A 21,791-nucleotide genomic window follows, 5' to 3' on the forward strand; every position below is an offset into this window, starting at 1 on the left:
AACATGAGAGCAATTTTAATGGCAGCAGGTATGGGAACTAGGCTTAGACCTTTAACAGAAACTACTCCAAAGTCTTTAATAGAGGTTAATGGAATGCCTTTACTTGAAAGACAAATAATTAATTTAAAAGAACGAGGAATTGATGAAATTATAGTATTAACAGGTTATTTACATGAAAAATTTGATGAAATAGTTAAGAAATATAATTTAATAAAGGTAGTTAATGATAAGTATGATGTTTACAACAATATATATACAATGTATTTAGTAAGACAATATCTAAAAGATGCATTCGTTATTGATGCAGATAATTATATTACAAGAAACTTCTTGCCTGAAGATATGCCAAATACTTCGGTTTATTATTCAGCATGTAAGGAAAACATTATTGGAGAATGGATTCTAAACTATGATGAAAATGAAAGAATATTTGGAGTTGATATTGGAAAAGAAGGAGATAAACCTAGTTACATAATGTCTGGTGCATCTTTTTGGACAGAAAAAGATGGTATTTTAATAGCTAAAAAAGTTGAAGAGGTAGTTGCTGGTGGAAATTTTAAGGATTTATATTGGGATAGTATTGCGGTAGATAACCTTAAAGACATGGATGTGCGTATTGAAAAAATAGACTCAAATGATATTTTTGAAATAGATTCACTAGAGGATTTAGAATACTTAAAGAATACACTTAAAATACAATAGATAGTGGTGGAAAGAAATAGGGATAATCATTTACTCGTATTGCAGAAAATTTCTTAAAGAGTTGTCTATCATTTCAAAACTGAAAAGTGCTAAACTCGAGATAAATCTCTCAAACAGTAACACTTTTCACCTTTGAAATGATGAAACTCTAATAAGAAATTTTCAATGCAATATTACGTAAAAAGCTTATCCCTATTTCTTTTTATAGAGAGACTATAATGAAATAATCCTAAAATGATGAAAATATAATAAAAGTTTTTTTACGCAATATTACGAAAAAACATATCCATATTTCTTTTATTGTAGATGATATATTAAATGAGGAAAAAAATTCCTTATTATCTGACACTAAATGTATGACATGTTTTTGGTCTATTATTTTATGTGCCTAGAAATTATGTTTATCATTTCTTTTACGTTCTAATACATTTTTAATTATGAAAATAATTCCTGCTACCAGTGCACCAACCATAAATGCTTGTATACCACTACTGCATTCCATAAAATACCTCCTTTGAGTTTTACTTCAATTATACAATATACGAAATATTTATAAAATAATATTAATTTTTATGCATTTTTCCTAGGTATAAATTTTATTTTGTAACTCTTTGCTTAATTTTAAGGTTCTGTTTTAAAAGATGAAAAAAGTAATAATAAATACTAATTGACAATATTACTTGTTAGAATAAAGTATAGATACGGATAATGAATCATACCAAAGAATTAATGATATGTGAATTTGACAAGATTTTATCTTAGTGTAAAATATAGTAGAAGTAAAATAATCCAGAGGGGATTATAGGAGGAAACATATGGCTAAGTCTATGTCAAAGAATGCATTTTTTAAAGCAATGTTAAATTTATTTAATATAATTTTACCTATATTAGTAGGTCCGGTAATAACTAGAGTGTTTGGGCCAGATCTTTATGGATATATTGGGTATGGAGAATCTTTAACTGCATACTTTTTAATATTTGCAAGTTTTGGAATTTATCAATATGGATTGAGAGAAGTTAGTAGAGTTAGAGACGATAAGGTTAAACTAAAACAGACTTTTACTAGTTTATTTATTTTTACGACTGTTACAAATATTGTTACTTCAGCTGCATATATGATTTTTGTATCAATAGTTTATAAAAATCAACCATATTTTTATACATGTATAATTTTAGGCTTTAATTTAGTATCTAATCTTTTTTATGTGGAATGGGTTAATGAAGCTTTAGAAAATTATGATTTTATAGCTATTAAGACAATGATAGTTAGAATAATATATTCAGCTTTAATAGTATTATGTGTTAGAAATCAAAAAGACTTTTTATTTTATTTATATTTAGTTGTTTTCTTTAACTTATTAAATAACATAATAAGCTTTATATATATTAAGAAGAGAATAAATTTTGATTTTAATAATTTACATTTTGCAAGACATATTAAACCTATGTTTTTTGTTGTTATCTTATCAAATACAGGAGTTTTATATACTCAGCTTGATAAGATAATGATAGGTAATTATATTGGACTAACAGATGTTGGTTATTATTGTACAGCTCAAAAAATAATGACTATAATAAATACACTTATGCTTACGGTAATTCAAGTAACAATGCCAAGGCTTTCTAATTATTTGGGTAATGGTTCAAAAGATGAGTATATGATACTGCTTAAAAGGATAGTAAAAATTTATTTTATGTTTTTATTTCCAGCTTCAATAGGAGTATTATGTTTATCAAGAGAAGTTATTTTAATTTATGGGGGGATAAAATTTATTGAAGCAGTTCCTATAATGATAATGTTCTCTATTTATATGTTAAGTATTGGAGTAGAAGGAATAATAGCAAATCAAATTATATACCTTCATGGAAGAGAAAAAGATGATGTTAAATTAATATTTATAGGTGGAATATTGAACTTAATATTCAATAGCATATTGATATTTATAGGCAAATTTAGTGCTACTAATGCTATAGCTACTACACTTTTGGCAAATTTAATTGTTATAGGTTTTGAATATAGGCTAGTTAAAAAAAATATGAAAATAGATATAAATTTATTTAGTTTTGAAAACATAAAATACTTCTATTACTCTTTATTGTTTATTCCACTAACATTAATAGTTAAGTATTTTACAAATAGTGTAATTATGGTAACCTTAGCAGTAGTATTTTTATGTGGAATATATTATGTGGGAATTTTAGCAGTTACTAAAGATAAGGTATTTTTTCAACTTTTAGATGTATTCTTAAAAAAATTAAAAATTAAAAAATCTTAGAATATTTATAGTATATATGCATTAATAAATTTACATTTGAAATTACAGTAAATTTAAATTATTTATATGTTGTAGTAAACACAATTTATTGCAACATATAGTGTTACATTATTACAAAAGATAAAAATAACTTGGGAATTTCAAAAAAATAATAAGCTAAAGGAGTTCTTGATATAGTGGTTTAGTATTTTTTCATATTTAGAAGAAAAGGTGAGATATAATGGAGTTATTTATTAAGAATAGAAAAAATATAGTAAGAGGTTTACCAGCAGATAAGATAAAAGAAGCACTTAATATAATGAATACTAATGAAGAGAAAAGAAAAGATAAGTATATAATAATATCTAAAATTGATAAAGTTAAAAAGGAATTAACAACTGCAAAGGATATAAGCAAGGTATCTACGGCTCAAAGAAATTTAAGAAGGATGGCAGAACTAGAAAGTGAAATACGAGGATTAGAAACAAGCCTTAGGAATGTAGAGATGTTTGAAAATAGACAATTAAAAGTAGAGATAGATAATGCTGTAATTAATCCTACTGCGATTAATGTGTTATCTGCATATGAGTTAAGTTGTGAATCTTATGAACAATTTGATTCAGAGATAAACGAAATACTTAATGAAAAGAAACTTGTGGCATCATCTAATATTAACGAGGCATTTTTAGATAGTATGCAAGCATTAACAGAGATACAACAATTAATGATTAAGATGTTGATAAATGGTGATGATTTGAGCAAAGTATCAGATGATTTAGAAAATATAAAAAAAGTTATAAAGGAGAGATACCTATAACTCTTACCCCTGAGTTGTAAACTTGCTAGAAATTTTCCAATGAGTGAATATTAATCTGGTTTTCTTTAAAAAAGAGGATATATTTGTACTATATATACTAGTAAATAGTTATTAAGGCTTTCTATTTACAATGTATTATTTCGTACATATATATCCTCTTTTTTTATTTTATATGTTTGACTATGTTTTAAATTAATGTTGATATTGTAAAAGATAGTCAAATATTTTTATATGAACGTATTGTATTGAACAATGAACAATGATAATATAAAATTGTTCAAAAAATGAACTTATTAAATGAATGTGTTAAAATACATGATTAATATAAATTATATTATAGAAATTAAAAAAGTTCTAAAGCAATATTAAAAAGGGGAGATTATAATGGGTTTTGATAAAAATAATTATAAAAAAGGTGTAATGAGTGGAGTTATTTCAGCTATTTCTTGGGGAGCAGATACAGTACTTATGGGATTTATTTTAGCTATGACTCCATTTGTAAAAACACAAGAAGCAATACTTTTAGCACCAATTATTACTGCATTTTTGCATGATAGTTTTTCAACAATATGGACATTCATATATCTTGGTTTAAGAAAACAACTAGGAAATTTCTTTAAAGCAGTTAAAAGTAAAAGTGCTTTATGGGTTGCATTTGGTGCACTACTTGGAGGACCAGTTGGTATGACAGGATATTTATTATCAGTAAAATATATCGGACCTTCATATACTGCAATAATCTCATCTTTATATCCAGCAGTTGGAGCAATACTTGCAATGATAGTATTAAAAGAAAAAATCAATAAAAAAGGGTGGATTGGATTAGTAGTAGCAATTATAGGAGTATCAGTTTTAGGATATACTTCAGCATCAGGATCAACTAACCCTATAGGGTTCTTATTTGCACTATTATGTGTAGTTGGATGGGGCAGTGAATGTGTTATATGTGCTTATGGAATGAAAGGTGATGAAGTCACTTCAGAATTTGCACTTCAAATAAGACAATTTACATCAGCAGTAACTTATGGATTCTTAATAGTTCCAATAGTCGGTGGTATAGGTTTAAGTTTTGATATATTAAGAAACGGTGTTATATTCTGGATTGCTGGAACAGCACTAGCTGCAACAGTATCATACTTATTTTATTACACTGCAATTTATAAAATAGGAGCAACAAGAGCTATGGGTATAAACATAACTTATGTTGTATGGTCAATTATTTTTGATAAGATATTCTTGGGAAGTCAAATAGGATTATTAACAGTTTTAAGTAGTATACTTGTTATAGGTGGAGTTTACTTTGTAGCAAAAGAACCAACACCAGAAAAATTAAAATAAGCCCAATTTTTAAATTTGGCTATGTTTTAAGTGAATGTTGATATTGTAATATAAAGCTCATGGACAGTGGAATTCACTTTAAGAACTCTAAAACGAATATTAGTCCTATTAATGCATGCTCCTAATCAAAGATTATGACAAGCGTTAATAGTACAAATATTCATTAAGAGTTCTACAAAGCAAATTCCAATGCCAGTTCGCCTTTATATTAAAATATCAACACTATTTTAAAACATAGCCTTAAATTTTAATTATTTTTAAATCCGCACTATAGTTTAAACTATAGTGTGGATTTTTAGTATATTGCTAAACAATAGTATTATTTAGTATAATAATGTCTTAATAATATTTATTTTGTAAAAATATAATATATGATTTTTACATTAGGTTCTGTTTTAATATCAACATGGTTTTAAACAGAATCTCACATTAAATATCAATGAGGTGAAAAGATGAACATAAGAAAAAAGTTTATTACTTTACTTATTTTATTGGCTACAATACCTGTAATTATTTCGACAAGTATATGTCTTGGTAGCTTTAATAATAAGTATATAAAAATGATTGAGCAAAATGTAATAGCAGAAGCTAAAAATCAATCAACAAATTTAGAAAACTTTTTTGGACAATGTGTAATTAATCTTAATGTTATTATAAATATGCCAGCATCGATTGAATTATTAGCTGATTCAAATAATAAAGTTAATTCTGAAGATACAAAATATAATATGAAAATAGTAAACCAAATTTTAACTACAAGCAAAAATGAACAATCTTTTATAAATATAATGTCACTTATTAATAAAAATGGAATTATAATTGCATCAAGTGGTAATGAGTATATAGGTAAAGATACGATACTTTCTAATCAAGATATAGAAAAGCTTTCACATAATCAAACGATTGTAACGAAGATTATCTCAAGAGAAGATTTTAACAATGGTGTAAAGAGTTGTATTATTGCAACTCCAATTTTTTGTGAGGAGAAATATCAAGGATCTGTGCTTAGTATAATAGATATGAGCTATTTTGAAAAAATTGTAAATGATAAGGTTTTTTTCAAAACAGGTAAAATTACAGTTATGGATGGAAATGGAGATGTTGCAGCGACTGTTAATGAAAATTTAACTGATAATATTAATAATATTGAAAAGCCTAATACTTTATCTCAACAATGGAACAAGATAGATTTTAATAATAATCAAAAAGGAACAATTGATTACACTATGGATGGAATTCATAAAATAGGTTATTACTCTAAGATTGCAGATACAGGATGGACAGTATTAAGTGTAGTTGAATGGGATGAATTTACAATTCCGCTAAAACAAAGTATTAAAGTAATATTTATTTCAATAGTATTTATTTTAGTATTAATAATAATTGCTAATACATTTATAATTAACTATTTTTCTAAGCCAGTGTATAAATTACTAGAATCTATAAAAAGAGTACAACAAGGTAATTATGCAAAGCGATTTATATATAATAAGGCAAATGAATTTGGAGAAATAGCTATAGCATTTAATGAATTAATAGATACAATAGTACAAAACGAATCAGAAATAGAACATAGTAATAGAAAGCTAAAATCTTTAGTTTCTAATATACCAGGTGGAGTTCATCGCTCTAGAATAGAAAATGGTTGTTATATTTTAGATTTTATGAGTGCTGGAAGTTTAAATGTTTTAGGGTATAACAAAGAAGAAATTAAAACAAAATTTGATAATCAATTAATTAATATAGTTTATGAAAAGGATCGTGATAAAGTAAGTACTGAAATAATGAAACAATTAAATGAAGATGATAAATTTAATATAGAATATAGAGTTGTACATAAGGATGGAAGTATTATATGGGTACTTGATAATGGTCAAATAGTTGAAAATAAAAGTGGCCCAATATTTACTTATAGTGTGGTAATAGATATAACTGAATCAAAAACTGCACAAGAGAAACTTCGATTAAGTGAAAATCGACATCGTATTATTATGGAACAAACAGAAGATATAATTTTTGAATGGACTATTGCAGAAGATACGATTTCTTATTCTTCTAATTGGAATAGTAAATTCAAGTATATTCCATTTAAAAGTAATGTTAAAGAAAATGTATTTAAAAGTAACAGTATTTATAAAGACGATGCAGAAGGATTTAAAGAATTATTACTAGATATTGAAAAAGGAAATCCATATAGGGAAACTGAAATTAGAATCCGAACAGAAAAAGATAATTATATTTGGTGTAGGGTTAGGGTAACTGCAATATTTGATGAAAATGGATTTGTTTTTAAGGCGATCGGAGTAATAATTGATATTGATAAAGAAAAAAGGAAGACTGAGAATCTTTTATTTAAAGCTCAAAGAGATAGCTTAACTGAGTTATATAACAAAGGAACAGTACAGCAAATTATTGAAAATTATATAGATAATGATGGAATAAATGGTAAGCATGCATTATTTATGATAGATATTGATGACTTTAAATCAATTAATGATAATTTAGGTCATTTATTTGGAGATTCTGTTTTGCACGAGGTTTCTTTAGCAATCTCAAATGTTTTTACAAAAGATGACGTTGTTGGTAGAGTAGGCGGAGATGAATTTATGGTGTTCTTAAAGAATGTAGATTCAGAAGAGTTAATTCTAAAAAAAGCTGATGACTTAGTTCAAGCATTTAAAAAGATTTTTACAGGAGAAAATTTGAAGTATAAAGTATCTGGTAGTGTAGGTATTGCTAGGTATCCATATGATGGTGAAAATTTTAATGAACTTTTTATAAATGCAGATAAAGCTTTATATTCAGCTAAAAATCAAGGAAAAGATAACTATTGTATTTTTTCGAATACCTTATAAAAACATACAAATAATGACTTGATATTATTATATATAATAGAAGCTATGGCAAAGAAACTACATAATAACTAGTAAAGGATGCTGTATCAAATTATTTTTAAATAGTTTGATACAGCTTTTTTATTTGTGAAAAAATAAATTGATAAAATTTTCCATGAACTTATTGTATTGAACAATGAACGGTGGTAGTATTAAGTTGTTCAAAAAATGAACTATAAAAACCGCAAGGGTATCTTAAAAATAGGCGTTGCTTTAAAACCGTGATGATATTGTTATATATTGTTCAATGTCCACTTTATAACAATATAACAATATAAACACTCTTCTAAACAGAGCCTAAGAATTAAAGGATTTATAGGGGGAGAAATGTTATGAATAAGTTTATAAAAAAAGTTTGTACTATAGGATTAATTACAATGATAACAAGTGGATTGGTGGCATGTGGAACGGGAACAGCTAATGGATCAACCAAGGTACAGAAAACTGCTGATGGTAAAATTCAAGTAGAGTATTGGTATGGTCTTGGAGGAAAGCTTGGAAAAAATATGGAGAAGGTAATTAGTGAATTTAATGCATCACAAGATAAGTATGAGGTTAAAGGGGTAGCTCAAGAAGATTATGATACTACTTTTAAAAAGCTACAAGCAGGCATTGCTGCAAAGAAAGCTCCAACACTTGCAATAATAGAAGCTGATAAGGCAGCTATTTTAAATAATAGGGATGTATTACAGAATATAGGTGATTATACAAGTCAAGATATTGATTTTGAAGAAGAAAATTATATAGAATCTTTTATGGAATTGGGTAAGAAAAATGATAAGCAGTTTGCTTTTCCAATGTATGGGACAACTCAAGTTTTGTATTATAACAAAAAGGCTTTTCAAGATGCAGGGATATCACAGGATTCTTTAAAGACTTGGACTGGAATTGCAGAGGCTAGTAAAAAGTTAGTTAAGAAAGAAGGGGATGAGGTTAAATTTTATGGATGGGAGCCAATGTGGGGAGCAGATAATTTAATTGATGCTTCTTTAAGTAATGGAGGAACAATTTTAAGTGGTGACGGAAGTAAGGTATTAATTAATTCTCTAGAATGGATAGAAGCTTTTGATGGATTTAGAAGTTGGATACATGAAGATAAGGTTATGCGAATTCACTCAGGTGGACAAGGATGGGAATATTGGTATTCAACAGTTGATGATGTTATGAAAGATAAGAGTGCTGGATATACTGGTTCTTCAGGAGACCAAGGAACTCTAGATTTCGAAAAATTAGCTGCATGTCAGCAACCATCATTTAAAGCAGGAAAAGAAGCAAAACCAATTGCAGAAGCAAGATTTTTAGTTATTCCAAGTGTTGTAAATGATGAAGCAAAACAAGGTGCTTATGAATTTATTAAATATTTTACTAGTGCAAAAGTTAGTGCAGAATGGTCAATGGATTCAGGATATATTTCAGTAAATAAGAAAAGCACAGAAACACCTGAATTTAAAGCGTTTGTAGAGAAAAATCCACAAGCAGCTGTACCAAGTGCACAAGCGCTCCATGCTACAAAGACATTTATAGATCCTACAGATGGAAAAATATATGATGCATTAAAAATTGCAGCAGACAAAGTGGAAATAGAAAATATACCAGCTAAAGAAGCTTTAGATGAAGCACAAAAAACTGCTCAAAAGGAACTAGATAAAGCTTTAAGTAAATAGATGTATCCTGTAGATAAGTATAGTGAAAAGTGGATAAAATATTAAAAATTGTGGATAAGCTATGTGAATATGTTTACAACTTTATAAAATTATAAATATTAACTGTGAAAATAATTAGGTTAATAGATAATATTAGTTCATAAAATAAAAAGGTTATGTTTTAAGTGAATGTTGATATTGTAATATAAAGCTCATGTACAGTGGAATTCACTTTAAGAACTCTAAAATAAATATTAGTCCTATTAATGCATGCTCCCAATCAAAGATTGTGACAAGCAATTAATAGTACAAATATTTATTAAAAGTTCTAAAAAGCAAATTCCAATGCCAGTTCGCCTTTATATTAAAATATCAACATTATTTTAAAACATATCCAATAAAAAAATTGCGGATTAAAAATAAATAGTTATATCTATTAATGCATTTAATTAATTATTTTAAAGAAAGGAAAAGTATAATGAATTTTACTGCATGTTCATTATACAAGGTGGAATTATGAAGAAATTAAAATCTAAAAAAGTTAAACATATATTAATTGTACTAGGATTTATATCGCCAGCAATAATTCCACTTATTATATTTTGGATATATCCAATAATTAAATCTATATTTATAAGTTTTACAGATTGGGATTATATAACTTCTAACTATAATATGGTTGGACTTAAAAATTATGAAGAATTGTTTTCAAATCCCATGTTTTATGATGCATTAAAAAACACTTTGATATTTACTTTAGGGACATTAATACCTACCATAGCAGGAGGACTAGCTCTTGCTATGGTGTTAAAATCAAAACTTAGATGTTCAGCTATATATAAAGCCATAATCTTTTCTCCATGGATAACACCTACAGTTGCTATTTCTATTGTATGGAGCTGGATTTTTGAACCACAATATGGATTTGCAAATTATATATTGCAAATTTTTAATCTACCTAAATCTGAGTGGCTACAAAGTTCAAATACAGCTATGTTTTCAGTAATTATTGTTACTGTTTGGAAGGGGCTAGGATGGGCAATGGTGTTTTATTTGACTGCATTAGAAAAAGTCCCTAAGGATTTATATGAAGCAGCTTCAATTGATGGAGCAAATACTTTTAATAAGTTTAAAAGTGTAACATTACCACTTATATCACCAACTACTTTCTTTTTGAGCATAATAACAACAATAAATTCACTTCAAGCGTATGATCAAATTCAGGTTTTAACACAGGGTGGACCATCAGGAAGTACAAGAACCTTATTATATATGTATTATCAATCAGCTTTTGAAAATTTTAATATAGGACAAGCAACTTCGATAGCTACTGTGATTTTAGGTATTACAGGTATCTTAGCAGTGTTACAATTTATTGCATCGAAAAGATGGGTACATTATTAGGCATATTCAAAAAAATAATAGACCAAATATACGACGCATCTTTGGTCTATTATTTTCTTTCATGTGCATTAAAGAATTGAAAATGCCTTAGTTTTAGGGGGGAGAATATGGAGAAAAATTCAGATCAAAAGTACAACACTACTTTAGAAAAAAATAAAGAGTTTATAATTAATGAAGCAAATATAATTGATGATTATAAAGAAATAAGCAAAAAGAAAAAAGTACTTAATATTAATAACTATAGAAAAATGTATAATATACATAGCATAGATAGGGAGAAAACAGATAAATCAATAGATAATGAAATAGTAAAAAAAGCTCCCAAAAAATTATTAATTTTAAATGCTTTTAGACATCTTCTAATTTTAAGTGCAAGTTTGATTGCATTTTTTCCTTTCCTATGGATGGGGTCTAGTGCTTTAAAGACAAGTAGCGAAATATTTAATTTTCCACCTAAGCTAATTCCGAATAGTCCTCAGTGGAGAAATTTTATAGAGGTATTTAAAGAAGCACCTTTTGGAGGATATATGTTTAACAGTTTGTTTACAGCATCTTTTGAAGTGGCTTTTCAAATATTAACTTCTGCTATGATAGCTTATGCTTTAACTCAGCTTAAATTTAAAAGTAAGAAAATTTTATTTGGAGTAATAATGGCTACATATATGTTACCTTCAGCTACAACATATGTACCATGTTATATATTACTATCAGATATGAATTTGATAGATACTCTGCTAGGACTTATTATAAGTAATACAGCAAATATATTTGGGATATTTTTATTTAGACAAGCTTTTCTACAGATTGATCACAGCTTAGTAGAGGCTGCAAGGATAGATGGTGCTTCTCACTTAAAGATATTATGGAAAATAATATTTCCATTAACTAAACCAACATTTATAATTTTTGGATTAATAAGTTTTGTAACTTGTTATAACGATTATATGTATCCATCTCTTATTATAAAAAGTCCGGAAAAATTTTTAGTTTCAGCCGGACTTAGACAATTTTTTATTGAAGGAGGAGCATATGGGATAAAGTGGCCTCAAGTTATGGCTGCAAGCACACTTACAGTTTTACCACTTCTGCTTTTATTTATAATAGCACAAAAGTGGTTCATGAAAGGGGTTGAGGATACCGGAGTGAAAGGATAAATTATTTCTTTTAACAAATAAATAATATTCAAGTTAAGAACAGGAGTTGCAATAAGAAACTTCTGTTCTTTTGTTTTTAAACAATAAAAAAACGTATGCACATAATACTTTTTAATAGTGAGAATAATGAACTAAAATTATGGAACTGATATCATATAATTACGGGTAGATAATAAAAATTAATATGGAAATAGAATCATATAAATAGTTTTACTAATAAATAAAAACTATAAGTCAAGATATAATTTAGGTATATATATATTTAAATAAAATATAAAATAAATTTCAGATAACAGAAAAAAATATAAAAATATTGACATATCATATATGGAATTGGTATCATAAAATAAAGTTCTTAAACAGTGGAAACGTTTTTCGATTAAAAAGTTAGGGGAGATGTTATTATGAAAGAAAATGTAGTAGCAAAAGAGATATTAGAGAATATCGGTGGAAAAGAAAATATTAAATCTATAGAACATTGTGCAACTAGATTAAGAATCATATTAAAAGATAAGGAAAAGATTAATGAAAAAGCAATTGAAAATATTGATGGCGTTAAAGGTCAATTTTTTGCAGCAGCACAATATCAAATAATCCTTGGAACAGGATTTGTAAATAGGGTATATGATGTAATCGTTAAGAACACAGAAGAATTATCAAACAGTAGTGCAAAAGAAGATGCTTATAGTGAAATGTCAATGTTACAGAAGATATCAAGAATATTTGGAGATGTATTTGTTCCAATAATCCCTGTATTAGTTGCAACAGGGTTATTCATGGGATTAAGAGGACTTTTACAAAATTTAGGAGTAGCAATTGGTGGTAACTTCCTTCTTTTCACACAAGTATTAACTGATACAGCATTTGCATTCTTACCAGCACTAGTTGCTTGGTCAACAATGAAAAAATTTGGTGGAACACCAGTTATAGGTATAGTAATAGGATTAATGCTTGTATCACCAAGCTTACCAAATGCTTATAGTGTAGCAGCAGGAACAGCTGATCCAATACATCTTTCTATATTTGGATTAAGTATTCCAGTTGTAGGATATCAAGGATCTGTATTACCAGCATTAGTATTAGGAATTATTGCAGCTAAAACTCAAAAGGCTCTTAAGAAAGTTGTACCAGATGTATTAGACTTAATAGTTACACCATTTGTTACATTATTAATATCAATGATATTAGGATTATTAGTAGTTGGTCCAATAATGCATAATACTGAACAACTAGTTTTTGGAGCAATTAAAGGATTTATGAACCTTCCATTTGGAATAGGTGGATTAGTAATTGGAGGAGTTCATCAACTTATAGTTGTTACAGGAGTCCACCATTCATTAAGTGCTTTAGAAGTTGAATTATTAGCAAGTACAGGAAGAGATGCATTCAATGCAATGATAACTTGTGGCATAGTAGGTCAAGGTGCAGCATCAGTAGCAGTAGCATTAAAGACAAAAAATAAAAAGAAACGTTCATTATATATTTCATCAGCAATCCCAGCATTTTTAGGAATTACTGAACCAGCAATATTCGGAATTAACTTAAGATTCATGAAACCATTTGTATTTGGTTGTGCAGGTGGAGCAGTAGGCGGTATGCTTGCAGGAATGCTTCATATGGCTGGGACAGGAATGGGGGTCACAGCTCTTCCAGGAACATTGTTGTATATGGATAATATAGGTGGATATGTTTTAATAAATGGAGTAGCAATAGCAGTAGCATTCTGCTTAACATATTTCTTCTTTAAAACAGAAGAATAAGAACAATAAATATAGTATATTAAATAATAAACTAGATAGATTTAATGATAGAATTGTACTTTCACTAAATCTATCTAATTATAAATAGAGTAAAATAAAAATTTAACACAAATTAAAAAAATGTTTAGTGAAATTAATAAAATTAGTGATACTACATAGATAACTTATTTTTTAATATTATGAAATAATAAGTTATAATAATATTAAAAAGTAAGGTATATATGGAGGTTATTATGTATCGAAAAGTTACGATTCAAGACATTGCTAATATGGTCAATGTATCTAAAAGTAGTGTTTCGAGATATTTAAATAATGGATATGTAAGCGAAGAAAATGCTAAGAAGATAAAAGAAGCCATTGAGAAAACAGGCTTTGAAACTAATTTTTTTGCAAAAAGATTAAAAATGAAAAGAAGTAAATTAATAGGCATTGTACTTCCAAGAATTGACTCCGTTACAGTGGGAAAATTATTAACTGGAATTAATAGTAGACTCGAAGAAAATAATTATCAAGGTTTAATATTAATAAGTAATTTAAGTATTGAAAAAGAATTAGAGAATATAAATAGTTTGTATCAACAAGGTGTTGACGGAATTATTATTAATGCTATTGCTATTACTAAGGAACATATTAAATTAATTAGTAGATTAAATGTTCCAATGATTTTTACAGGACAAAAAAGTGAATTTGTTAATTGCATCAAGATAGATGATTATGAAGCAGGAAGAATAATGGGAAATTATTTTAAGGAAAAAGGCCATAAAAACATCGTTTTTGCAGGAGTAACAGAAGAGGATAAAGCAGTTGGTGTGGAACGTAAAGATGGATTTATAAATGCTTTTAAACATAATAACCAAGAAAGTAGTGTTAATTTTGTAGAGACAGGATTTTCATTTGAAAAGTCATATGAAATGGCTAAGGAAATATTAAAATACAAGCCAACAGGAGTAGTTTGCGCAACTGATAATATTTGTTTAGGAATACTTAGATATTTACATGAAAACAATATTAAAGTGCCAGAAGAAATTTCAGTAGCTGGCTTTGGTGGATATGATGTAGGAAGTGTTTTGTATCCTACACTTACTACAATTGCTTTTGATTATGATTTGACTGGAGTAAAGACGGCACAAGGTATTTTAGACTTAATCGAAGGAAAAGAATTAGAAAAAGATAATGAGGTAACTTTAAGGTTAGTTGAGAGAGAAAGTGTAAGAAATTTTTAATAGGAAGAAATAATTTATATAAGGCACATCTTTGCGCTATTATTTTCTTTCATGTGCCTAATCAGAAATTAAGGAATCTTAAAGCGATAGAAAAATAATTTAGTTAATGATAAGTTAATAAGCTTTAGAAATAATAGAAAAATAATGCAGATATATTAAGAAAGAAAGAGGTAGTTATGTCAGGTAAAGATATATACTCCAGAATACAACAAGACTTAAATAATTATTATAGTAATAAGGATAACAACATATGGAGAAATAATTTCCACATAGAAATGCCATTTGGTTTAGTTAATGATCCTAATGGATTAAGTTATTATAATGATAAATTTCATATTTTTTACCAATGGAATCCGTTTGGATGTGAACATAAGAATAAACACTGGGCTTCAGTTAAGACAACTGACTTTGTTAATTTCACTAAGCCAGAAATAATTTTAAAGCCAGAAGATTGGTTTGATAAGGATGGATGCTATTCTGGTGGTGCATATGTAAAGGATGATACTCTAAAATTATTCTACACAGGAAATGTTAAGGATGAGAATAATAATAGGGAATCTTATCAATGTATAGTTGACTATCATAAGGATGGAACTTTTGAAAAGAGAGGTCCAGTAATACTTAAACAACCTGAAGGATATACTGCTCACTTTAGAGATCCAATGATATTTGATCACCATGGAATTTACTACATGGTACTTGGAATCCAAACTGAAGATTTAAAAGGAAGAGCTTTAATTTATAAATCAGAAGATATTGAAAAATGGAAGTTTGCTGGAGAATTAAAGACTAATATGAATGATTTTGGATACATGTGGGAATGCCCTAACATGATTAGCATAAGTGATAATAAGTATGCATTTTTATTTTCACCACAAGGATTAGAAGCTGAGGAGTTTAAATATCAAAATATATATCAATCAGGATATGTAATTGGAGATTTAGATTTACATAAAGTGGCTTTAAATCACCATAGTGAATTTAAGGAATTGGACATGGGATTTGATTTTTATGCACCACAAGTATTTAACCATTATGGTCAAAATATTATGCTTGGATGGGTAGGTATGCCAGAGGAGGATGCTGAATACCCAAGTGCAACTAATGGAGGATGGATGTTCCCCTTAACTTTGCCTAGAGTATTAGAATACAAGGACAATGTATTATATCAGAAACCATTTAAATTAGTAGAAAACTTAAGAGAATCACAAGCTTTAAGTGTTAAGGATGTAATTTGTGATGATTATAAATTAAAATTAGATTCAAGAAATGTAGAAATAAACTTAGATTTAGATTTAAAAGAAAGCAATTATGTAGATTTAAAGTTTAAGTTTAACGATGAATATATATCGTTAATTTATGATAAAAAGTTAGAAGTATGTATTATAGATAGAAATAATATGAAATTAGGCGGAAAAGGAATCAGAAAGTTTAAATTGAAAGTTGAGGATTCATTAAAATTACATATACTTATTGACAATTCTGTTATTGAAATATATTATCAAGAAGGTTTGGAAACAACAACATTTATGTATTTTCCTAAGGAAGATAAATTAGAAGTGGAAATTAAAAATGATGATAAATTAAAAATAAACCAATTATGCGTTTGGAATTTAAGGGGTGTAAAGTATGAATAAAAACATTTTTTGTATTGGAGAACTTTTAATTGACATGGTATGTGTTGATAACAAAGGTTTAAAAGATGGTGAAAAGTTTGAAAAAAAAGCAGGTGGAGCACCAGCTAATGTTGCAGCAAGTATTACTAAGCTGGAGGGAAATGCCTATTTTTTAGGTCAAGTTGGAGATGACTTCTTTGGAAAATTTTTGATTGGATTATTAAATGATTTAAACATTAATACTGAAATGGCAGTAGAAAAAGGAAGCACAACAATGGCTTTAGTAGGAATTAATTCAGATGGAGAACGCAACTTCGATTTTTTAAGAGGAAGTGACGGAGATTACTCATTTGAGAATGTTAATACATCAAAGATAACATCGACAGACATAATCCATTTTGGATCAGCTACAGGATTCCTAGATGGAGAATTAAAGAAGACATATTTTAAATTATTAAAATATGCAAAAGAAAACAACATATATGTATCATTTGATCCAAACTATAGAGATGCATTAATCAAAGATGATATGTTAGATCAATTTATAATAGATAGTAAGGAATTCTTAAAGTATAGTGATTTCACTAAGTTAAGTGATGAAGAATTATACTTAATCACTAAAGAAAAAGATATTACAGATGGAGTTAATAAGCTACATAAGTTAGGAGTTAAAGTAGTAACTATTACTTTAGGTTCTAAGGGAACTTACTTAAGTATTAATGGAGAAAATGTAATAATTCCATCAATTAAGATTAAGCAAGTAGATTCAACAGGTGCTGGAGATTCATTTGTTGGAGCTGTATTGAAGCAAGTATCTGATTTTGAAGATAAGAGGAATATTAGCATAGATCAATGGAAGAACATAATTGCTTTTGCTAACAAAGTAGGAGCAATAACATGTACAAACTATGGTGCAATAGCATCAATGCCTACATTAAGTGAAGTACAATAATCATAATTAAACTATACTATTATGTAGTGCAATATAAAGTTATGGATATAATTTTATAAATATTAGAACTAGTAAAGATACAATAAGGAATTTTATCAACACTCTGCTAAAACATAGCCTAATAAAAATATTGAAAAAATTCCTTATTGTGTATATAAGGCACATGAAAGAAAATAACAAGTCCAAAATGCCATGATTATTTTTCATCAAGCAAGGAAGCAGATTGGTCTCATAGCGGGCCTATTAGGGCAATCTGCTGACGCAGCATGATGGAAAATAGGCTTGGCAGATGGACTTGTTATTTTTTTGAGTGTGCCTAAGTAGTTGTAAGATAGATTGTTTTATTTTAATATGTTCATTACAAATTTATAAATTTTAGGATTTGTTTTAAATAATGAGAATAGCACTATCCATTTAAATTCATGTTTACTACTTTTAATATATTGACTATATACTTTAGTAGCTTTATTTTTAATTAAACTTATTGTTTCATAATCATCAGGGAAATTCTTTATACATCCAAAGTAAAGGTCTATGATTGACCAAAGATACCATTTTAAAGTTTTAGCATATAAACTTTCATTATTTAATTTAGACATAAAGTCTACTTTTTCATCAAATACATCTAATACACATAATCTTTTTTTATCGAATTTAGCATTCATAATACTATCAGGTGTATTTCTATAGTAATATAGTTTTTTGTTTGTAAAAATAAGTTTATTTGATGAAAATAATAATTTATACATTATAGCTTCATCTTCAAAGATTTTAATTAAAGGAAATCTTATCTTATCAAATAAGAATTTCTTATAAATTTTATTCCAAAGAACAACTGTTGAAACATACATATCATTATATAGATTATGTAGTGATTCTATATTATCAAAATATGTTATAATTTCATTTTCTTGATTTATAATTTTTACATTTTCATCTTCTGCCTTTAAATAATTGCATTGAGCAATATCTGCATTACTATTTTCAGCTAAATTAAATAATGATTCGTACATATTAGGTTCTATCCAGTCATCACTATCAACAAAGGCAATATATTGTCCTTTTGCTATATCTAATCCAGCATTTCTAGCAGTACTTGCACCACCATTTTCTTTACGAATTACTTTTATTCTATTATCTTTTTTAGCAAATTCATCACACATTTTACCAGAATTATCAGGTGAACCATCATCAATTAGAATTAATTCAAAGTTTTTTAATGTTTGATTTAATATGCTATTAATAGATTTAATTAAATAAGTTTCAGCTTTGTATATTGGCATAATAATACTTATTAAAATTTGAGGATTTTCAATATTATCCTGTATTTTTATGTTCATATTTTATTATCTCCATTACTTTTAGATATTTGTAAACTATTTTAATAATAGTCTATTTTGTAATATTATATCATTATATATATTATTATGTTAATATATATTTTACATTTTTACTTATAAATGAAAAGTATAAATCAAAGAATTTTAATGACTAAATTTCTAACAAATACAGAAAGATTTATCTTATATTGCACATTGTTAATTGAATTATATATATGTTAATAAAAGTAGTATTTTTGTATGTGTTTTCATTGACATAAGTCAAGTTTGATAATAACATTAAAATGAATATTTAAATGGAATTATGTAGAATTTGATTTAAAAATAAGTTTTATAGATACATTGAGAAGGTGGCATAAAATGAATAATATATCAAAGAAAACAAGTAGTAACGTATATAAAAAGGATGACTACGAAGATTTAAGTTTAAAGGATGCACAAGCTTTAATGGTTAGTATTTTAAAAGATGTAGATCAATTATGTGAGAAACATGGACTTAAATATTTTTTAGATGCTGGAACTTTACTTGGCGCAGTAAGGCATAAGGATTTCATTCCTTGGGATGATGATATGGATATTGGAATGCTAAGACAAGATTATGATAAATTTTTAGAGATAGCAAAAAAAGAATTACCAGAACATTTATTTTTGCAAACATTTAAAACTGATAAGTATTATGATATTTATCCAGTACCTTGTAAAATTAGATATAATGGTACTATTTTAATAGAAAAGGCAATAGGTGAAAATGACAAAATGCACAATGGAGTTTATATAGACATATTTCCATATGATAGTCTACCTAAAACAAAGTGGGTTTATAAGCTTCAAAGAACTTTAAGTTATGAGATATTAAAAAGTTTAAATAGACTTCGTGATAAGCCAGAACATTTAAGTTTTAAAAACAGGATAACTTTTACGTTCTATAAATTAGTTACAAAGATATTTTCTATTAAAAGAAGAGAAAAGTTTTTTAAGTTTTTAATTAATTGGAATGACCCAAATTCAAAGTATATGGGGTATGGTGTTGATACATATTGGAGTGAGTATGTTTACAAAAAGGAAGATTACTTTGATTTAGTTAAATTAGAATTTCAAGGAGAGCATTTTTATGCACCAAGAAATTATGATGCGATTTTAACTCAATTATATGGTGATTATATGACACTTCCAAAAGAAGAAGAGAGAGTATGGCATGCTAAAGAAATTAAAAAACTTAAAGAAGTATAGATGCCTAAGGTGAAAATTGCACTTATGCAAGACTAACCGAAATAAAAGGGAAGTGTTTATTTCGGTTGCTGAAGATTTGAATGTGGATTTCTAACAATAGAAGTTGCACCATTTTTGCTTGTTCCCAAGGCAAGCTTGTGACAAGCAACAAATGGAACAACTTCTATTGAAGAAATGCCTACATTCAAATCTTTTGATGCAACACTACATAAACACTGCCCTTTTATTTCTTTATTTAGTGCATAAGTATGGATGCTGGTACCTATAATGAAGAGAATTATGAACTTTTACTTAAGAAAAATGACTAAATATTGCATATATTCAACAATATTAGTATAATTCAAATAGTGTTTAAATTTAGATGAAATAAATAATAAAGTATTGATAAGCATAATTGAAATAGTGTTTAAACCAAGTATATAAATAAAGAAGTAGGCCTAAGATGATAGAAGGAGTGACTGATTTGGTAAAGGTATCTATAATTACTCCTGTTTATAATGTGGAAGAGTGTATTGAAAAGAACATAAAGTCAATTATAAGTCAGACTTGTAAGGATTTTGAACTTTTGCTTATAGATGATGGATCTAAAGATAGAAGCATTGAAATAGCAAGAGAATTACTTGAAACTTCAGATATAAATTATAAAATTATATCCCAAAAAAATTCAGGCGTGAGTACAGCTAGAAATAGGGGAATTGAAGAAGCAAATGGAGAGTATATATCGTTTTTAGATTCTGATGATTATATTGATTCCAGATATGTTGAACTTATGTATGAAAAGGCAATTACTAATGATTGTGATGTAGTATTTTGTGATTATAGTGAAGTTGATGGTGATGGAAAAATATTAGCACAAAGTTCAACTAATTTTTTGGATGATTTTATTGAGGGAAAAGAAGGTGCACTTAGGCAATTAAATGGAGAAATTAACTTAGGGATGAGAAGTGCAATATATAGAACTTTGATTATTAAGGGAAATAATCTTGAGTTTGATAGTAATAGAAAGTATGCTGAGGACATGGTATTTATAGTTAAAGCATTACTATATGCGAAGAAAGTAATATCAGTTGATGAAGTATTGGCATATTATGTTAGATGGGATGCGGCAGTTACAAGAACTGCATCTTTAAAACATTTAGATTGCTATTATTCATATGTTGATTTATTAAAATATATTAAAGAAATTGGGGATTTAAGAGAGATAGAAGAGTTCTTAATTCAATTTAAGATTCCTTATTCAATTTCTCATATTTTTTCTACGTTATGTAGAGAGGAAAAATTCCATGAAGACCTTTTTAGATTTTTAAAACAAGATGATGTTAGTCAAGCATTAAAAAAATATAAACTTCAAAAATTTGATAAGAATAACATTAGATATTTAATTCAATGTAAAGGGATGAAGTGTTGTCCTAATCTACTTTTAAAGGCTTTTAATATTATATTAAGATAAGGCGAAATTAAAA

General features: G+C 27.3%; 15 protein-coding genes. 14 read left to right on the forward strand and 1 reads right to left on the reverse strand.

Annotated features, from left to right (window positions below; genetic code table 11):
- Positions 1-3 precede the first annotated feature (3 nt).
- From BM027_RS08965 to BM027_RS09020, 12 genes are all read left to right on the forward strand, one after another.
- The gene (locus BM027_RS08965; protein ID WP_090091000.1) at positions 4-702 is read left to right on the forward strand and encodes a sugar phosphate nucleotidyltransferase; all 699 of its coding nucleotides are present in this window, start codon (positions 4-6) and stop codon (positions 700-702) included.
- A gap of 815 nt (positions 703-1,517) precedes the next feature.
- On the forward strand, positions 1,518-2,978 hold the full coding sequence (locus tag BM027_RS08970) for an oligosaccharide flippase family protein (RefSeq protein ID WP_090091002.1): 1,461 nt from the start codon (positions 1,518-1,520) through the stop codon (positions 2,976-2,978).
- Positions 2,979-3,198: 220 nt separating this feature from the next.
- Complete coding sequence (locus tag BM027_RS08975) at positions 3,199-3,774, forward strand: hypothetical protein (RefSeq protein WP_090091004.1); 576 nt, start codon at positions 3,199-3,201, stop codon at positions 3,772-3,774.
- A 384-nt stretch (positions 3,775-4,158) separates the two neighbouring features.
- On the forward strand, positions 4,159-5,112 hold the full coding sequence (locus tag BM027_RS08980; RefSeq protein WP_090091006.1) for a DMT family transporter: 954 nt from the start codon (positions 4,159-4,161) through the stop codon (positions 5,110-5,112).
- Between the two features lie 452 nt (positions 5,113-5,564).
- Complete coding sequence (locus BM027_RS08985; RefSeq protein WP_090091008.1) at positions 5,565-7,967, forward strand: diguanylate cyclase domain-containing protein; 2,403 nt, start codon at positions 5,565-5,567, stop codon at positions 7,965-7,967.
- A 371-nt stretch (positions 7,968-8,338) separates the two neighbouring features.
- Positions 8,339-9,670, forward strand: coding sequence for an ABC transporter substrate-binding protein (locus BM027_RS08990; RefSeq protein WP_090091010.1), 1,332 nt, complete (start codon positions 8,339-8,341; stop codon positions 9,668-9,670).
- 495 nt (positions 9,671-10,165) lie between these two features.
- The gene (locus BM027_RS08995) at positions 10,166-11,053 is read left to right on the forward strand and encodes a carbohydrate ABC transporter permease (protein WP_090091012.1); all 888 of its coding nucleotides are present in this window, start codon (positions 10,166-10,168) and stop codon (positions 11,051-11,053) included.
- A gap of 248 nt (positions 11,054-11,301) precedes the next feature.
- A complete protein-coding gene (locus BM027_RS09000; protein WP_090091116.1) occupies positions 11,302-12,207 on the forward strand; it encodes a carbohydrate ABC transporter permease in 906 nt (301 codons plus the stop codon).
- 404 nt (positions 12,208-12,611) lie between these two features.
- Positions 12,612-13,967, forward strand: coding sequence for a sucrose-specific PTS transporter subunit IIBC (locus BM027_RS09005; RefSeq protein WP_090091014.1), 1,356 nt, complete (start codon positions 12,612-12,614; stop codon positions 13,965-13,967).
- Between the two features lie 233 nt (positions 13,968-14,200).
- Positions 14,201-15,190, forward strand: coding sequence for a LacI family DNA-binding transcriptional regulator (locus BM027_RS09010; RefSeq protein WP_090091016.1), 990 nt, complete (start codon positions 14,201-14,203; stop codon positions 15,188-15,190).
- Between the two features lie 176 nt (positions 15,191-15,366).
- A complete protein-coding gene (locus BM027_RS09015) occupies positions 15,367-16,827 on the forward strand; it encodes a sucrose-6-phosphate hydrolase (protein WP_090091018.1) in 1,461 nt (486 codons plus the stop codon).
- Positions 16,820-17,758, forward strand: coding sequence for a carbohydrate kinase family protein (locus tag BM027_RS09020; RefSeq protein WP_090091020.1), 939 nt, complete (start codon positions 16,820-16,822; stop codon positions 17,756-17,758). Before BM027_RS09015 ends, BM027_RS09020 begins: the two co-directional genes overlap by 8 nt.
- A 341-nt stretch (positions 17,759-18,099) precedes the next feature.
- On the opposite strand, the gene BM027_RS09025 is transcribed toward BM027_RS09020, so the two are convergent.
- Positions 18,100-19,098: a glycosyltransferase family 2 protein gene (locus BM027_RS09025; protein ID WP_090091022.1), complete on the reverse strand. Its 999-nt coding sequence runs from the start codon at positions 19,096-19,098 to the stop codon at positions 18,100-18,102.
- Between the two features lie 360 nt (positions 19,099-19,458).
- Here BM027_RS09025 and BM027_RS09030 point away from each other — a divergent pair, with 360 nt between their 5' ends.
- Entirely contained in the window at positions 19,459-20,328 is an 870-nt protein-coding gene (locus BM027_RS09030; protein WP_090091024.1) for a LicD family protein, read from the forward strand.
- A 463-nt stretch (positions 20,329-20,791) separates the two neighbouring features.
- On the forward strand, positions 20,792-21,778 hold the full coding sequence (locus tag BM027_RS09035; protein WP_090091118.1) for a glycosyltransferase family 2 protein: 987 nt from the start codon (positions 20,792-20,794) through the stop codon (positions 21,776-21,778).
- Positions 21,779-21,791: the final 13 nt, after the last annotated feature.

Origin of the sequence: Clostridium uliginosum, assembly GCF_900112485.1 — a bacterium.
Taxonomy (GTDB): Bacteria; Bacillota; Clostridia; order Clostridiales; family Clostridiaceae; genus Clostridium; species Clostridium uliginosum.

Excerpts from the sequence above, each read along its gene's own strand:
- BM027_RS08965 (WP_090091000.1), top strand. The coding sequence starts at position 4 with ATGAGAGCAATTTTAATGGCAGCAGGTATGGGAACTAGGCTTAGACCT.
- BM027_RS08970 (WP_090091002.1), top strand. The coding sequence starts at position 1,518 with ATGGCTAAGTCTATGTCAAAGAATGCATTTTTTAAAGCAATGTTAAAT.
- BM027_RS08975 (WP_090091004.1), top strand. The coding sequence starts at position 3,199 with ATGGAGTTATTTATTAAGAATAGAAAAAATATAGTAAGAGGTTTACCA.
- BM027_RS08980 (WP_090091006.1), top strand. The coding sequence starts at position 4,159 with ATGGGTTTTGATAAAAATAATTATAAAAAAGGTGTAATGAGTGGAGTT.
- BM027_RS08985 (WP_090091008.1), top strand. The coding sequence starts at position 5,565 with ATGAACATAAGAAAAAAGTTTATTACTTTACTTATTTTATTGGCTACA.
- BM027_RS08990 (WP_090091010.1), top strand. The coding sequence starts at position 8,339 with ATGAATAAGTTTATAAAAAAAGTTTGTACTATAGGATTAATTACAATG.
- BM027_RS08995 (WP_090091012.1), top strand. The coding sequence starts at position 10,166 with ATGAAGAAATTAAAATCTAAAAAAGTTAAACATATATTAATTGTACTA.
- BM027_RS09000 (WP_090091116.1), top strand. The coding sequence starts at position 11,302 with ATGTATAATATACATAGCATAGATAGGGAGAAAACAGATAAATCAATA.
- BM027_RS09005 (WP_090091014.1), top strand. The coding sequence starts at position 12,612 with ATGAAAGAAAATGTAGTAGCAAAAGAGATATTAGAGAATATCGGTGGA.
- BM027_RS09010 (WP_090091016.1), top strand. The coding sequence starts at position 14,201 with ATGTATCGAAAAGTTACGATTCAAGACATTGCTAATATGGTCAATGTA.
- BM027_RS09015 (WP_090091018.1), top strand. The coding sequence starts at position 15,367 with ATGTCAGGTAAAGATATATACTCCAGAATACAACAAGACTTAAATAAT.
- BM027_RS09020 (WP_090091020.1), top strand. The coding sequence starts at position 16,820 with ATGAATAAAAACATTTTTTGTATTGGAGAACTTTTAATTGACATGGTA.
- BM027_RS09025 (WP_090091022.1), bottom strand. The coding sequence starts at position 19,098 with ATGAACATAAAAATACAGGATAATATTGAAAATCCTCAAATTTTAATA.
- BM027_RS09030 (WP_090091024.1), top strand. The coding sequence starts at position 19,459 with ATGAATAATATATCAAAGAAAACAAGTAGTAACGTATATAAAAAGGAT.